We start from the raw sequence: 15,103 nt of genomic DNA on the forward strand, positions 1-15,103 counted from the left end.
ATATCAAACTTGGTAAAGAAATTTCTTGTGAAATTTTCTATGCTAAGTGAAGATATTCTTTTTTATTGAGGTGAGCAAAATGAATGGCGCTTTATTGATCTTACTTGCCGGCATTCTTTGGGGGACCACTGGTACAACGCAGGCATTCGCACCGGAATCGGCGCATCCGATCGCCATCGGTGCTGCCCGTTTAGCAGTCGGCGGGCTGTTCTTGATGGGGATTGTACTTGCAACGGGTAAATTGACATTTACACACTGGCAGGTAAAGCCCACGATCATAGCATCCCTGAGTATGGCATGCTATCAACCACTCTTTTTTACTGCCGTCACCCGGACCGGGGTGGCAATCGGAACGGTCGTAGCCATTGGAAGTGCACCTATCTTATCCGGAGTCATTGAATGGCTCGTGTTTAAAAAACGTCCGGGTCCAATTTGGTGGTGTTCGACAATCCTGTCCATTTCAGGCTGCCTGCTGCTGTTCATGAATAACGAAGCCGTATATGTCGATCCGATGGGAGTCCTCATGTCACTGGGGGCTGGTTTATCTTTTGCCATCTATACCCTTGTCAGCAGAGAACTGGTTGAAAACCACCCGGCATTATCAGTGGTTGCCGTCGTCTTTACTCTCAGTGCCATTTGTTTATCACCATTCCTGTTTATCTATGACATGTCATGGATGGCGAGTCTGCAGGGGATAGGAGTGAGCCTCCATCTTGGAATAATGGCAACCGGGATCGCCTACCTGCTATTTGCCAGAGGGCTTCTCCGTGTTTCCTCTTCAACAGCCGTCACCCTTGCGCTCGCGGAGCCTTTGACGGCAGCACTGTTAGGAGTCTTCATCGTTGGTGAGTACTTAAGTGCCGTTTCCTGGATGGGGGTCATGCTGTTGATGCTGGGAATCGGTATTCTTGTATGGTCGTCTAAAGATGCTGATGCTGGAAGAGTTGAACATGTAAGCAAAGTATGATGGAATTGGCTTGAATAGCAAGTCGGGGCCTGATCACCGGAACGTAACTTAACGTGCCGGGGGTCAGGCCATTTTTTTACAATAAAAACTTCCCACCCTGTACATAGATTGTTAACACTTTCGTAATATTTTCCCTCTAAGATGAAATCAACAGCGAAGTTCAACCTAGCAAAATAACTAAGGAGTAAAAAGAAATGACTGAATACAACAATGAAAATGAAGAAATGACACATATTGAAACAGAGCGTAATGAAGCAAACGGGGAGATGCAAAGAAGCGCGAAGCCGAAAAAACTATTTAAAGGGAGAGGATTTCTATCCACTGTTGGTGCGGGGATCATCGGCTCAGTCCTGACGCTGACGATCTTGCCTCAAACCGATTACTATGAGAACCTTGCCCAGCCAAGCACCGAACAATCTGCAGGGGAAAGCGGGCAGGCGGAGACCTCGACTGCTTCAGAAATCACTCCCACCACAGTTTCAACCGGGACCGGCGGCGATGTGGCAAGTATCGTAGAGGATGCTTCCCAATCGATAGTGGGAGTCGTGAATTATCAGCAGCAAAGCAGCCGCTACACTGGTGCTTCACAAGAAGCAGCGGCAGGGACAGGTTCAGGGGTCCTTTTTAAAAAAGAAGGGGACAGTGCTTATATCATCACCAACAACCATGTCATTGAAGGAGCATCAAAGATCGAGGTTTCCCTCTATGACGGTGAGAAAACCGAAGCGGAGTTGATCGGGGCAGATCCATTGACCGACCTTGCTGTGTTAAAAATCGATGGAAAATACGCGGACAACCTGTTGGAAGTCGGCGATTCCAGTGCATTGCGTGCCGGTGAACAGGTCATCGCAATCGGAAATCCGCTCGGTCTTGATCTATCAAGAACCGTGACACAAGGAATCGTCAGTGCTGTCGACCGGACGATTTCAGTGGAAACATCCGCAGGTGAATCCGAATTGAATGTCATCCAGACGGACGCTGCAATCAATCCGGGTAACAGCGGCGGGGCGCTCCTGAACTCAAAAGGAGAGCTGATCGGAATCAACAGCTTGAAGATCTCCAACTCTGGAGTGGAAGGCCTTGGCTTTGCCATCCCAAGTAAAGACTTCATGCCGATCGTCAATGAAATCATCGAAACGGGTAAAGTGGAGCGTCCATATATTGGAATCGGACTGACGAATCTTACTGATGTCCCGCGCAACTACCTTGGTGACGTGCCTAAGAATGTGGAAGCGGGTGTAGTTGTCGCCAGTATCGATCACATATCCTCGGCAGCCGAAGCCGGAATCAAAGAAGGCGACGTCATAACCGCGCTTAACGGCCAGCCGGTAGAAGATGCCGCCGACTTGAGAAGGCAGCTGTACGCGGATTTAAAAGTTGGTGACAAGATTAAACTGACCATCTTCCGGGGAGCAGAAGAGATGACCATTAGTGTGACCCTTACCAGTAACGCGATGGTTAACTAATGGGATTGCGGGAGAGTGATGACAGGGTTGTGCGGTGCCAGGTACCAAACGTGTGAATTGAGCCAGGCACAAAACGGGTGAATTGAACCAGGCACAAAACAACTGATTTGTGCCTGACACCAAAAAAGGCACCAAAAATCGCGAGTGTACCAGGTACATATCAACCGAATTGTACCTGGTACATCCAAAACAACGAAAAAAGATCTAAAGGAGAGCGGACTAATGACAAAAAAGAAGTCGATCACATTGTGGAGTATAGTAGGAGGAATGGTCCTCATCGGCGCGCTGCTTGCTGCGTTTGGATTTTCGAAGGAGGAAGTGGTGGCGAAGGTGGGACAGGAGTCGATCAGTAAAGAGGAATTGTATACGACGCTGGTGGATCAGTATGGGGAAGCCGCCCTGGATACGCTGATTGCTGAAAAGATCGTGGAGCTTGAGAGTGGCAAGGAAGATATCACCATCAAGGATAGCGAAATTGAAGCCGAGCTGCAAAGCATCAAAGATTCATATGGAGATGAAGATGCATTCAATGAGGCGTTGGCATCAAGCGGGTCTAATCTTGATACTGTTAAAAAGAATATAGAATCCTATCTGTTGACGGAAAAATTGCTGAAGGACAGAATCTCCATTTCGGACGATCAAATAAACGAGTACTTTGAAGCAAATAAAGACTCGTTCGCTCAAGCAGAACAGGTAGAAGCGAGTCATATTCTTGTGGATGACGAGGAAACGGCAAAAGAAGTAAAGGACAAGCTTGATAACGGAGGAGATTTTGCAGAGCTTGCTAAAGAATACTCCACTGATACTTCGAATGCAGAATCAGGCGGAGAACTGGGCTTTTTTGCAAAGGGTGAAATGGTTGCTGAATTTGAGGATAAGGCGTTTGCCATGAAGGCAGGGGAGATCAGTGAGCCTGTCAAGACAGAATTCGGCTACCATATCATCAAAGTGACGGATAAAAAAGACGCGAAAGAAGCGGTTCTTGATGATCATAAAGAGGAAATCAAGGACATCCTGTTCGATCAGGCACTTCAAACGGAGTACGGGACGTGGCTTGAGGAACAGAAAGAAGAGTACACTATCGACAATCGCTTGTAAAGTTAATGAACCGGCAATTGTTTGTTCATAAATCGGCAATAACTTCTGGAGATAATAATCTTGCACGGAACCGGATCTCGACTTCATTGTCAATTACATAAGTGATTCGGCTGCCGGAGCAGCATAATAGGAGGAAATAATATGAATAAGAAAAGAACACTGACGTATGTACTGACAGGTGTATTATCTGTCGGGATCCTCGGGGCTCTTCCAGCCTTCGCCGCTGAAGAGAACACAGCTGATTCAAACGACTCGGCCGCAGTCGAGAAGCAGAGTGAGAAGGTATTCGGGCATCGCGGAGGCGGACACGGGAAATTCCGACTGGATGAGGAACAATTGAAGGAAAAGGCAGAAGAGCTTGGAATCGACAGCTCCGACAAGGATTCGCGTGAATTGGCTAAAGAGATCATGGCAGCCGAACTCGAAAAGAGAGCGAAGGAGTTAGGGATTGAAACGGAAGGGAAAGATCACCGTACCGTGATGGAAGAAATCCGTGGAGCCGAACTTGCTGAAAAAGCAAAAGAACTTGGGATTTCAACAGAAGGAAAAGAGAAGGCTGACCTGGCTCAAGAGGTAAGGGAAGCGCTGGTTAAAAAAGAAGCAAAAGAGCTTGGGATCGAAACCGATGGCAAAGAGTTGGAAGCACTGGCTGATGAAGTGAGAGAAGCTGCATTGGCAATACAGGCGAAGGAACTTGGCATCGAGACGGAAGGAAAAGATCATCATGAAATAATGCAGGAAGTGTTCGAAGCTTCCGTGCTTAAAGCCGCGAAAGAACTGGGCATAGAATCAGAAGGCAAAACGTCTAAAGAACTGATGGGTGAGATCATGACCGATCATGCCGATGAAGCAAAGAAACTGGATTTCTTCCCGTTCAATAAGGAAGAGGGTTTCTTTTTCAAAATTGGCGGTAAGGGCCATCACGGTCCGGGACATGGTAAAGGACCTCATGATGGATCTGCACCAGAAGCTGAACAAGGCGATGAACAAGCAGCTGAATCCACAAATGATACGTTATAAGACGAGCCTAACAGAAATCCCCGCCGCGCCGCGGGGATTTTTGGCATTGTTTTAATAGAATCGACAGATAAAAACGTCTATAATTTAGATAGATAGGAATAGAGTCGGGCAATCGATCCCGGTGTTAAGAAGCGGATCCCCACAGGAAAAGGAACTTTGATTTAACCGACTGGAACCGACCGGGAACACGATTTTTGGAAAGGAAGATGAGGATGAACGTGCTGGTAGTGGAAGACAATGAAAGTGTCACATCGATGCTTGAGATGTTTTTTATCAAAGAAGGGATTAACGGGGAGTTCGTCCATGACGGGGCTGAAGGCTACAAGCGTTATAAAGAAGGGGATTGGGATGTCATCATCCTCGACTGGATGCTGCCGGGAATGGACGGCGTCACGATATGCAGGAAGATCAGGGAAGAAAAGTCGCAGATCCCTGTCATCATGCTGACGGCGAAGGACAGTGAATCCGATCAGGTGCTCGGACTCGAGCTCGGTGCCGACGATTATGTGACCAAGCCCTTCTCACCGCTTGCCCTGATGGCAAGGATTCGTGCAGTTGCGCGCCGGTATCAGGGGGAGAAGAGCAGTGCTTCCGGAAATCAGGATGTGACTACAGCCGACTTCCAGATCAGTAAAGAAACCCGTGAGGTCTTGTTGAAGGGTGTTCCCCTCACCAATCTGACGCCAAAGGAATTTGAATTGCTCTACTATCTTTCACGGCATCCTCGTCAGGTGTTCTCGAGGGAACAGCTTCTTGAACGGGTATGGGGATATGATTTTTACGGGGATGAACGGACGGTCGATGTCCATATCAAGCGGCTTCGCAACAAAATCGGCAGCAAGGAAAAGCCGTATCTGCATACGGTCTGGGGAGTAGGTTATAAATTCGATGAGACGGCGGCCGGGGATGAAATTTAGGTATCTGTATCAGCTGCTTCTCAGCCATACAACGGTTCTCATCATCGCCTTCTTGATCCTCGGCACCCTGTTTTCCCATTATGTCGAGAATCTTGTTTATGAAAATAAGGTCACGGAACTGCGGTCGTATGGGGATAAAATTTTATCAGACCTCGAACGGCCGAGTCCGAGACGCCCGCTCTATCTGGAGGAATACAGCAACCTGCTTCAGGCGAGGAACATCGATTTGATCACGTTTAACAGGCAGGGAGAGGTTTCCTATTCACGGGGCGGGGTGTACCCGCGTATCGAGCTCTCAAAAGAGGAGTGGCAAAAGATTGAACGCGGGGAAACCGTCCCGCTGAAAAAGGATTTCGGACGTTTTGACCAGGCGGTATCACTTGTCATCATGCCGCGGATCGTCAATGATCAACTGGCCGGCGGGCTGATCCTGATTTCCCCGATAAGCGGCACGAGGGAAATGCTGAGTGAAATTAATCAATATCTACTCTATATCGTGCTCCTTGCATTGGCGATTTCAGTGTTGATCAGCTTGCTCTTATCAAAGCTGCATGTGAAACGAATCCAGCGAATCAGGGATGCCACATCGCTCGTGTCTTCGGGTCATTACGATGTCCGTGTCCCGAGCTCCAACTTTGATGAAATCGGCGATCTCGCTGCAGACTTCAATGAGATGGTCACAAAATTGAAGGCATCCAAAGAGGAAATCGACACGCTCGAAAACCGGAGAAGGCAGTTCATGGCCGATGTGTCACACGAACTGAGAACCCCGCTGACAACAATCCGCGGGGTCATCGAAGGGATCAGGAACGATATGATCCCCGAAGAACAGAAAGAGAAAAGCTTCGGACTCGTCAGCCAGGAAACCAGGCGGCTGATCAGACTGGTGAATGAAAATCTGGATTATGAAAAGATCCGCTCCAACCAAATCGCCATCACGAAAGTAACCGTCCCCTTGCTGGATGTATTCGAAGTCATCAAAGAGCAGCTCGATTTGCAGGCAGAAGAAAAGGGGAACGAAATCAAGGTACTTGCAGATCCAGCTGCAAATGTACACGCCGACTACGACCGGCTGATCCAAATTCTGATCAACATTACGAAAAACAGCATCCAATTCACCACCGGCGGAACGATCACGCTGAGCGGATCATCCCTTGCCGAAGAAACCGTCATCGAAATTGAAGACACAGGGATAGGCATAGATCCCGAAGAAATCCAATCGATCTGGCGCAGGTTTTATAAAGCGGACCTGTCGCGGACCAATAATCCATACGGTGAATTCGGCCTCGGACTCTCAATTGTGAAACAATTGGTGCTGATGCATGAGGGAACGATTGATGTGTTTAGTGAGAAGGGCAGCGGGACCCGTTTTTTGATTCGGCTGCCCTTGTAGGAACGAGACCGGTGTCAGCCCCAATCTTGTCGGGATTAGTGCTTCTTTATGAAACAGAGGAAATTTAGCATAATTAAATCCCCACCTTCAAACAAAGGCGGGGATTTAAATACTTCTTTTCAAAAACTGGTCTGTACATGGATCTCTCATGAACAAATTGTCAATATATTGTCTGCAAACGTGGTTTTTCGCTCAATCTAGCACTGCTTTTTGTTTAATATTACTTTAATAGAAAACCCAATTAACAATCCAGGAATGACACACAGCATTGGAAACCACACCGACCCCAATACTATCCCGAATACTTTCGCTTGTGCTGAATACATAATTCCTACAGTCACCAGGAATGCGGAACAAACGAAGGGAAGATACGAATAAGGTTTTTTTCCTCCACCTGCATCTTTAAAGCCATCCCACATCGCAAAGAAGTATAAACAGGGATAAAACATAAGCCACTGATAATTTGTATGTGAAACAGCATCCTCTATATTTCCAATAAAACTCAAGCGGATGATTTCATTAAAGTTTGCCATAACGTTTATAACAAACTCCAATCCAACAAATAACAGTCCTTTTAAAAGCCGTCCATTTAATAGTTGTGAAAAACCAGGCAGGGCAATACTCCATAAAATACTCTCAGTTATCTTATCCTTTTTTTCCATATCCTCACATCATTTATTTTTTGCCAAGTCAGTATGATCTGTGGCTAGTGGGGGCTGTTCCATCCACTCATTTTCTATTAGTAGATTCATGCCGTCTTCAGCTAACAGTCCAATTTCTGTAATCATTTTTGCGTAATTCGCCGCTAAATCCCTTCGTTGGCTTATTGCCATTGCCTCACCGTAATAACCAATAGCAGAAGAGAGCAGTGATGTTATATGAAACACCATAAGTTTATCTGAAAAAGGAGAAATGGTTGAATCCGTCACCTCTGACTCAAATGTCCTGGGAATGTGTAAATTATCTTCAATTAACATAGAAGATAGTATTTTAAAGTGCTCGTTGCAAAGCTGTCTGGATCTTTCCATATAATTCCTGACTTCCTTCGATTTAGCCACTTGACTGAAGGCTAATTCAAGGACAGTCTTTACCATTGTTTTCTGCAAATTAAGATAGGTACCACTTATTTCTACTGCACTTATAGGTCTGCGTTTTCCCAGCCATCCTGTTAAAAAATTTTGTTTCTTTATAAATTCAACTTTCTGGTGATTGTTAAAACTGGGTGGTTTACTTATTATTCCTTTTTCTGTAAGAACTTTAGTGGACCTGTCATACAATTCCAACGTTTCGGAAATAACACCAATAAAGTATTTCCTCTGATCTTCCCGAGTGACATTGCCTATTGCACCTGCGTATCTGGTCAATCCGTGAATCGACATGATATGAAGGTAAACAATGATGTAGGTATCAGTAAACAAAGGTGGTGCTTCTACGGTAACATCTTCTTCTGTAAATCCCTTTGGTATTGGATACCCATCTGTTGTTAAAAATTCTTCAACTATTTGAAGGTGTCTTTCCGTTAGTTCAAGGGCATATTGAAGCACCTGAATAATGTCTGTATCCTGAACAAAATTAAGAAAATAGCGAAACATACAGCGTGCTAAACTATCATTCACATATTGAGTCCAAAGGTTTGCGAGTTCTGATGCACTTATCTTGGTTTGATGGTTGCTGTTTTCCATTTAAATACCTCCATAATATGTCTAAAATAGTTTATCCCAATGGACCATTTTTATAAGAACAGGAGAACAAAAAACCCAACTTTGCATTATGCAAAGTTGGGTTTGTCGACAAATTGAAGAGGCTCAAATGTGTTTTAAAAATTAACAAATACCCGCTTTCAACAGCATCCCATCAAGTGAACGACCCATAACGTCTTCCAACCATTTTGAGGTTTCCAGGAGTGTTTCCAGATCTGTATTCGTCGCTACGTTCATGCCGTGAAACATATTGACCATATCTTCCGTACACACATTCCCCACTGCTTTTGGCGCGAATGGGCAGCCGCCCATTCCGGCAATGGAGGAATCAAATCTTCGAACGCCTGCTTGATAGCCAGCGAGCGTATTCGCCAGACCGAGTCCCCGGGTATTATGAAAATGAAGACCCAAAGCCAGGTCTTTGCCAAATGTATCTTTAAATGTCTGGACCACTGTCTGAACCTGGCTGGGATTTGCCATCCCCGTTGTATCCGCAAGGGTTATCTCTGTACAGCCGGCTTTTAAAAATTCTTCTGCTGCAAATAGTACTTTATCGAGAGAAACTTCACCTTCAAATGGACAGCCGAATACAGTTCCCAGTACGCCGGCGGCCTTTTTATTTGCAAGGATACCTTCTTTGATGACATCACTTAATTCAGAGACTGCATGATCAACTGTTCGTTTCGCATTGCGCAGATTGAATGTGTCACTCGTTGTGGTGACAACGTGCAAATAATCAATTTCTGTTTGAAGAGCACGGTTGAGACCTGACCTGCTGAGGACGAGGCCGCCATATCGAACACCTTTATCCTTTGGGAGTTGTTTGAGGACCTCTTCTGCGTCAGCCATTTGAGGCACGACTTTCGGATTCACAAATGAAACGGCTTCAATGTTCTTAATTCCTGCATCAATCAACCGATTTACCAGCTCGATTTTTTCTTCTGTCGTGACCAGTTTGCACTCATTCTGCAGGCCATCGCGTGGACCGACTTCACTAATCTCAATCATAACTCTTCCTCCCTTTATCAACTATTTTTTATGTCTTCTAAATGCTTCAATACATGGTCGCGGCCCTGATAAATATGTTCATGCATGGCGATTTTCGCCCGTTCAGGCTCCTTGTTCCGGATGGCTTGCAGTATCGTTTTGTGAACCTCCAATGATTGCTTCAGCTGGTAGTCGTTATACCAATAAAAGGATCTGTAGACAATCGGGACCACGACGACTTTTGATAGATGGAAATGTATATGGGCATTATTAGCCGCATGAATGATGACTTCGTGGAATCGTTGATTGACAGCGACGATTTCTTTAATGCTGTCCATATCAGATTGAACATGTTCTTCGATCACTTGCTCATACACAATGTTCGCTGCTTCCATTTGCTCAAGGTCCGCTTTTGTTCTGTAGATGGCAGCCTGACTCGCTGCATATCCCTCCAGGATGGTACGCAGATCGTAAATTTGGCGGATGTCTTCCGTAGTGAAGTTCCTGACGCTGACTCCCCGTTTTAGGGGCACGACCAGACCGTCTGCTTCCAGATGTTTTATGGCCTCCCTGATGGGGGTTCTGCTCAAGTTTAATTCCTTTGCGAGAAATTCTTCCCCCAATCTCATACCAGGTTCGAACTTTCCATCTATGATGGCACCTTTAATGTATTCGTATGCATCCATAACAACACCTCGTATTCATTGTATACAAACGTAAAATAAAATACAATATTTTTCCTTTGAAAGCGATTAATTACCTATTTTTTTAATATGTTATTGACTTGTTGTATACAAGAGTATAAATTTGTATACAAGATTAAGAAAATTCAAACAGGAGGGATCGAATTGGCTGAACATACGCTACCTTTAGAAGGGTTAAGAGTCATCGAACTTGGAACATTGCTGGCAGGGCCATTCAGTGGACGGCTGCTGGCTGACTTTGGAGCAGAAGTCATTAAAGTGGAACCACCTGGAAAAGCCGATCCGATGAGAAATTGGGGGAAATCCAAAGATGGAATCGGCCTATGGTGGCCGATCCAATCAAGGAATAAAAAATCAGTGACCTTGAATCTGCGGGAAGAAAAAGGCCAGAACCTTTTGAAAGAATTGGTTAAACAGGCAGACATCGTCATTGAGAATTTCAGACCGGGAACGATGGAAAAATGGAATCTCTCTTATGAAGAATTGTCTGAAATCAATCCTAAATTGATCATGGTCCGCACATCCGGGTTCGGACAGACCGGCCCCTACAAGGACCGGGCTGGATTCGGCAGTGTGGGGGAAGCGATGGGGGGATTGAGGAATGTAACAGGATTTAAAGATCGGCCGCCATCCAGAATCGGGGTCTCGGTCGGGGATACGCTTACGGCTTTGTTTGCCACCATTGGATGCCTTGTCGCTGTTCATGAGAGAACGAAATCCGGTAAGGGTCAGGTCGTCGATACGGCTCTCTATGAATCTGTCTTTTCCATCATGGAAAGCTTGATACCGGATTACCTGCTTGCAGGCTATATCCGCGAGAGAATGGGTAATATTTTGCCAGGAGTCGCTCCTTCTAATATTTATTTCACCCTGGATAAAACGTACATCGTTATTGGTGCCAATGCCGATGGAGTGTTTAAACGGTTATGTGAAGCTATGGGCCAGCCTGAATTGGGAGAGGATCCACGATTTTCTACCCATCATGCCAGAGGAGAAAATATGAAACTGCTGGATTCTTTAATCGAGGAATGGACGAAATCCCTCAATGCTCAGGATGCCCTTAAGATCCTTGAAGATAAGGGGGTGCCTTCCGGATTGATTTACACTGCAAAGGAAATATTGGAGGACCCTCACTATAAAGAAAGAGAAATGATCATCAATGTGGAACACCCTGAGCTGGGCGAATTTCCGATGCCGGGCGTTGTGCCAAAACTGAGCCGTACTCCCGGGAAGGTCAAGGAAGCAGGTGCAGAACGGATGGGTAAGCACAATGAAGAGATTTATATACAGTTATTAGGTCTAAAGGAAGAACAATTAAAAGAGTTGGAGAATGAGAATATCGTATAGGGGGAAGAAAGGTGGCTGAAACATTATACGAAAAGATCTGGAATAAGCATGTCTTCCAGGAAGAACGGGATGCTGTTCGACTTGCAAAGCGAATTCCAAGGAATTGTTCACGGTATCGCACCCCAACTTGGATTGACTCAGCCCGGTCAAACGATTAGTTGTGGAGAAAGTTAACGTCCCCTCATGAAAAGTTCGGGTCATTGACCTTAGAGATTGGAACGGGTGAAATTGAGCAAGTATGGCTACTCAGACACTGAAGCCGTATAAATCAAATACTCTTGAAATAAATGTAAGCGGTTCCCTGCGTGCAGGGACGACCGCCACCACAAGGAATACTCTTAAACGGTTTGGATGAAATCGATTCTACTTTGACTTATCAAGATGCTATTGACTCCTTTGAAGAACATCACACAATACATTATCGGCTGAAATCTTAGCCTTCAAAGATATTAAGTTGAAAAAGTGATAGGAGGAAAATCATGAAACATAATCAAATCAAGGAACCGATTCGGAAGGTGTGGATCTGGATAGGTTTAGTGCTGCTTGTACTTGCGATTGTCCCTTGGTATTTCCCATCAAGTGCTGTTGAACCCATCATTCTTGGATTTCCGTTATGGGCGTTTATTTCTACTGTTTTTTCCATCGCGTTATGCGGTTACCTGAGCTGGTTATGCGTGAGTCAATGGAACATTGTTGAAGATGAAGAAGAGCAGATGAAAGGGGGAGAATAAATTATGGATTTAACATTTGCGGGGCTCGATGGCATTATCATCTTGTCGGCATTTGCCATTATCATGCTGATCATTGGGTATTTGTCCGGAAGAGGGGAAAAGGACTTACATAAAAGTCTGTCCGGATATTACTTGGCGGGGAGAAATTTAGGGTTTATTGCATTGTTCTTTACTCTTTATGCTACGCAGTATAGCGGAAATACAATTGTAGGGTACGCTCCATCTGCATATCGAACTGGATTTTCCTGGCTTCAGTCGATTTCATTCATGACAATCATCATCGGGATCTATCTTTTATTCGCTCCCAGACTTTATGTCATCGCTAAACGAAAGAATTTCGTCACTCCTACAGATTGGATTCAGCATCGATTTAAGTCGAAAGCTGTCACACTTCTTAGTATATTCCTCATGCTGTGGGGACTGGGGAATTATTTATTAGAACAATTGGTTGCCATCGGTCAAGCCGTTTCCGGTATGACAGGTGGGACAGTGCCTTATCAGATTGCAGTCCTTGTATTTATCTTTGTCATGCTTGCCTATGAGTGGATGGGAGGAATGAAAGCAGTCGCTTTCACGGATGTGATGCAAGGGTTGATCCTGATGGTGGGGATCATTGTATTCCTGATTGGAGGATTATATCTGGTCGGAGGGAATTTAGGAGATGTGACCCGTTATATCAATGAGATGGAGCCAGCTAAAACAGCCGTTCCTCCAATGGAGGTATCCGTCAACTGGTTCAGTATGCTTCTGCTTGTTGGATTAGGTGCCAGTATTTATCCACATGCTGTTCAGAGGATATATTCTGCCCAGAGTGAGAAGACGTTGAAAAAGTCCTTTTCACGTATGGCATGGATGCCTCCTATTACGACAGGGTTGGTTTTCGTCATCGGCATCATCGGAATCATGCTTTATCCCGGCCTTGATACAGGGGGTTCCGAACAAATTGTTGGGCTGATGGCCAACGATATCGCAGCGATCAATCCATTCTTCTATTGGGTGATGATCATCTTCTTCGGCGGGATTGTCGCAGCGATAGTTTCGACTGCCGATTCCGTACTACTGAGCTTTTCTTCCATGCTGTCGAATGACGTGTACGGCAAGTTTATCAACCCGGGTGCATCAGAACACAAGAAAGTGATGGTCGGAAAAGTTGGCGGCATCATCGCTGTATTCCTTCTGCTTTGGATTGCGTGGAATCCCCCGGGGACGTTATATGAAATCTTTGTCTTGAAATTTGAATTGCTGGTTCAAGTCTTCCCGGCGTTTGTTCTCGGTCTTTATTGGAAGCGGCTTGATAAACGATCTGTATTCTGGGGCATGCTGATCGGTGCAATTGTTGCGGGTCTCTTAACGTTCACGGGGCATAAAACCGTATATGGAATCCACGGCGGGGTCATTGGGTTATCCTTGAACTTCTTTATTTGTGTAGCAGGATCCCTGCTGGTCCCTGTTTCAAGCAGACAGTCGATTGCTGAAGAAGAACCGCTGTCTCTGAATGTGAAGGCATAAGACGAAGGATGATTCCAGAACATCAACAGATCAGCCGGAATGTCATTAGTGAACCTTGGAGAATGTTACTCTGCCTGCTTCTTGCCCAATTACTTGTTGCTTTTATCGGGAGAAGTGTCGGTCCTTTAGGTGTGCTGATCGGAGAAGATCTCTCGTTAAGTAAATCCCAGATTGGAATGCTGCCTGCCGCCCTTTTCCTGGGCCAGGCACTTTCTTCTATACCGATCGGTTTCGTTGCGGATCAGAATGGATCGAAACATTTATTGCTCCTGATTTCGTTATGTGTAGGTACCAGCTTTATCATCATGACCCTTTCTCATCACTTTTGGTTAGTGCTGCTTCTTGTCGTCATCGGCGGACTTGGGTATGGTGCCATGCACCCTGTTACCAATAGAGGGATCATTCATTGGTTCACACGTACACAGCGGGGATTTGCAATGGGTATTAAGTAAACCGGAATTACCTCGGGTTCAGCATTAGCAGGGCTCGTTCTTCTGCCCCTGGCAGGTATATATGGATGGAGGCATGTCGTAGCCATTGCTTGTGTTCTTCTCATCATTGGGGGGATTGTCTCTTATTCCTATTATCATGATTCTATCAAGAAAACAAATATGGAGACTCAGAACCTGTCTTCTTTTTATCGCAGCATGCTCAACATGATGAGGAATAAACCACTCATGCTTGTAAGCATCAGCGCCATGGGATTGAGTGGATCTCAGTTGTGTTTAGTGACCTATATTGTTATCTTCTGTTACGAATATTTGCATCTTTCCCTTCTTTTATCAGGTGTGCTGCTGGTCATTTCAGAAGTTTGTGGATCAGTCGGAAGGATTGTGTGGGGAATGATTAGTGACCGTTTATTTAACGGCAGGCGGGTCATGATCCTGATGATGATTTCGGGGATAGCCGGGTTATCGAGTATGACGCTGGCATTGATTCCATCGTATACCTCATTTTGGGTCATGATCCCGATTACGATGGTGTTTGGATTTGCCATATCCGGCTTTAATGCAATCTGGATGAATGTCGCAAGCGAGGTGGTAGACCCTGAATACTCCGGCCTTTCGAGCGGGTTTAGCATTACGCTTGGTTCTATAGGCGTCATTACCCTGCCTCCGATCTTCGGATTCATTGTTGATCACTTCGGCAGCTTCACTGCAGGCTGGATGATGATCGCCGGCATCATGATACTCGTATTCACACTGTTACTGCTGCTATCCTTGGAGATGAAGGAGAAAAGAAGTATAGTACTATAACTGGATTG

14 protein-coding genes and 1 pseudogene are annotated in these 15,103 nt (G+C 45.5%); 11 read left to right on the forward strand and 4 right to left on the reverse strand.

Features of this window, described 5'->3' with window-relative positions; translation table 11 throughout:
• Positions 1–79: 79 nt before the first annotated feature.
• The 6 genes from V6B33_RS02105 (at position 80) to V6B33_RS02130 (ending at position 6,861) form a co-directional block, all read left to right on the forward strand.
• On the forward strand, positions 80–967 hold the full coding sequence (locus V6B33_RS02105) for an EamA family transporter (RefSeq protein ID WP_334216081.1): 888 nt from the start codon (positions 80–82) through the stop codon (positions 965–967).
• 194 nt (positions 968–1,161) lie between these two features.
• The gene (locus V6B33_RS02110) at positions 1,162–2,433 is read left to right on the forward strand and encodes a S1C family serine protease (RefSeq protein ID WP_334216082.1); all 1,272 of its coding nucleotides are present in this window, start codon (positions 1,162–1,164) and stop codon (positions 2,431–2,433) included.
• A 222-nt stretch (positions 2,434–2,655) separates the two neighbouring features.
• Positions 2,656–3,531, forward strand: coding sequence for a peptidylprolyl isomerase (locus tag V6B33_RS02115; RefSeq protein ID WP_334216083.1), 876 nt, complete (start codon positions 2,656–2,658; stop codon positions 3,529–3,531).
• A gap of 141 nt (positions 3,532–3,672) precedes the next feature.
• Positions 3,673–4,551 carry a hypothetical protein gene (locus V6B33_RS02120; RefSeq protein ID WP_334216084.1) on the forward strand — a complete coding sequence of 293 codons (879 nt, stop codon included), beginning with the start codon at positions 3,673–3,675 and terminating at the stop codon, positions 4,549–4,551.
• Between the two features lie 212 nt (positions 4,552–4,763).
• Positions 4,764–5,468: a response regulator transcription factor gene (locus V6B33_RS02125; RefSeq protein ID WP_334216085.1), complete on the forward strand. Its 705-nt coding sequence runs from the start codon at positions 4,764–4,766 to the stop codon at positions 5,466–5,468.
• Positions 5,458–6,861: a sensor histidine kinase gene (locus V6B33_RS02130; protein WP_334216086.1), complete on the forward strand. Its 1,404-nt coding sequence runs from the start codon at positions 5,458–5,460 to the stop codon at positions 6,859–6,861. Before V6B33_RS02125 ends, V6B33_RS02130 begins: the two co-directional genes overlap by 11 nt.
• 197 nt (positions 6,862–7,058) lie before the next feature.
• On the opposite strand, the gene V6B33_RS02135 is transcribed toward V6B33_RS02130, so the two are convergent.
• The 4 genes from V6B33_RS02135 to V6B33_RS02150 all read right to left on the reverse strand — a co-directional run bounded on the left by V6B33_RS02135 (position 7,059) and on the right by V6B33_RS02150 (position 10,234).
• Positions 7,059–7,523, reverse strand: a complete 465-nt coding sequence (locus V6B33_RS02135; RefSeq protein WP_334216087.1) for a hypothetical protein — start codon at positions 7,521–7,523, stop codon at positions 7,059–7,061.
• Positions 7,524–7,532: 9 nt separating this feature from the next.
• A complete protein-coding gene (locus V6B33_RS02140; RefSeq protein ID WP_334216088.1) occupies positions 7,533–8,543 on the reverse strand; it encodes a DUF3231 family protein in 1,011 nt (336 codons plus the stop codon).
• Between the two features lie 141 nt (positions 8,544–8,684).
• Positions 8,685–9,569, reverse strand: a complete 885-nt coding sequence (locus V6B33_RS02145) for a hydroxymethylglutaryl-CoA lyase (protein ID WP_334216089.1) — start codon at positions 9,567–9,569, stop codon at positions 8,685–8,687.
• Between the two features lie 17 nt (positions 9,570–9,586).
• Positions 9,587–10,234, reverse strand: coding sequence for a GntR family transcriptional regulator (locus V6B33_RS02150; RefSeq protein WP_334216090.1), 648 nt, complete (start codon positions 10,232–10,234; stop codon positions 9,587–9,589).
• A gap of 162 nt (positions 10,235–10,396) precedes the next feature.
• Here V6B33_RS02150 and V6B33_RS02155 point away from each other — a divergent pair, with 162 nt between their 5' ends.
• The 5 genes and pseudogenes from V6B33_RS02155 (at position 10,397) to V6B33_RS02175 (ending at position 15,095) form a co-directional block, all read left to right on the forward strand.
• Positions 10,397–11,599 carry a CaiB/BaiF CoA transferase family protein gene (locus V6B33_RS02155; protein WP_334216091.1) on the forward strand — a complete coding sequence of 401 codons (1,203 nt, stop codon included), beginning with the start codon at positions 10,397–10,399 and terminating at the stop codon, positions 11,597–11,599.
• Positions 11,600–11,610: 11 nt separating this feature from the next.
• Positions 11,611–11,757, forward strand: coding sequence for a hypothetical protein (locus V6B33_RS02160; protein WP_334216092.1), 147 nt, complete (start codon positions 11,611–11,613; stop codon positions 11,755–11,757).
• A gap of 321 nt (positions 11,758–12,078) precedes the next feature.
• Positions 12,079–12,330: a hypothetical protein gene (locus V6B33_RS02165; protein ID WP_334216093.1), complete on the forward strand. Its 252-nt coding sequence runs from the start codon at positions 12,079–12,081 to the stop codon at positions 12,328–12,330.
• 3 nt (positions 12,331–12,333) lie between these two features.
• A complete protein-coding gene (locus V6B33_RS02170) occupies positions 12,334–13,839 on the forward strand; it encodes a sodium:solute symporter family protein (RefSeq protein WP_334216094.1) in 1,506 nt (501 codons plus the stop codon).
• A 62-nt stretch (positions 13,840–13,901) separates the two neighbouring features.
• Positions 13,902–15,095, forward strand: a pseudogene (locus V6B33_RS02175) (MFS transporter).
• Positions 15,096–15,103: the final 8 nt, after the last annotated feature.

This window comes from Mangrovibacillus sp. Mu-81, from assembly GCF_036867415.1.
Classification (GTDB): Bacteria; Bacillota; Bacilli; order Bacillales; family Bacillaceae_B; genus Rossellomorea.

Bases quoted from the DNA above. Each gene is read 5' to 3' on its own strand.
- V6B33_RS02105 (WP_334216081.1), top strand. From the start codon at position 80: ATGAATGGCGCTTTATTGATCTTACTTGCCGGCATTCTTTGGGGGACC.
- V6B33_RS02110 (WP_334216082.1), top strand. From the start codon at position 1,162: ATGACTGAATACAACAATGAAAATGAAGAAATGACACATATTGAAACA.
- V6B33_RS02115 (WP_334216083.1), top strand. From the start codon at position 2,656: ATGACAAAAAAGAAGTCGATCACATTGTGGAGTATAGTAGGAGGAATG.
- V6B33_RS02120 (WP_334216084.1), top strand. From the start codon at position 3,673: ATGAATAAGAAAAGAACACTGACGTATGTACTGACAGGTGTATTATCT.
- V6B33_RS02125 (WP_334216085.1), top strand. From the start codon at position 4,764: ATGAACGTGCTGGTAGTGGAAGACAATGAAAGTGTCACATCGATGCTT.
- V6B33_RS02130 (WP_334216086.1), top strand. From the start codon at position 5,458: ATGAAATTTAGGTATCTGTATCAGCTGCTTCTCAGCCATACAACGGTT.
- V6B33_RS02135 (WP_334216087.1), bottom strand. From the start codon at position 7,523: ATGGAAAAAAAGGATAAGATAACTGAGAGTATTTTATGGAGTATTGCC.
- V6B33_RS02140 (WP_334216088.1), bottom strand. From the start codon at position 8,543: ATGGAAAACAGCAACCATCAAACCAAGATAAGTGCATCAGAACTCGCA.
- V6B33_RS02145 (WP_334216089.1), bottom strand. From the start codon at position 9,569: ATGATTGAGATTAGTGAAGTCGGTCCACGCGATGGCCTGCAGAATGAG.
- V6B33_RS02150 (WP_334216090.1), bottom strand. From the start codon at position 10,234: ATGGATGCATACGAATACATTAAAGGTGCCATCATAGATGGAAAGTTC.
- V6B33_RS02165 (WP_334216093.1), top strand. From the start codon at position 12,079: ATGAAACATAATCAAATCAAGGAACCGATTCGGAAGGTGTGGATCTGG.
- V6B33_RS02170 (WP_334216094.1), top strand. From the start codon at position 12,334: ATGGATTTAACATTTGCGGGGCTCGATGGCATTATCATCTTGTCGGCA.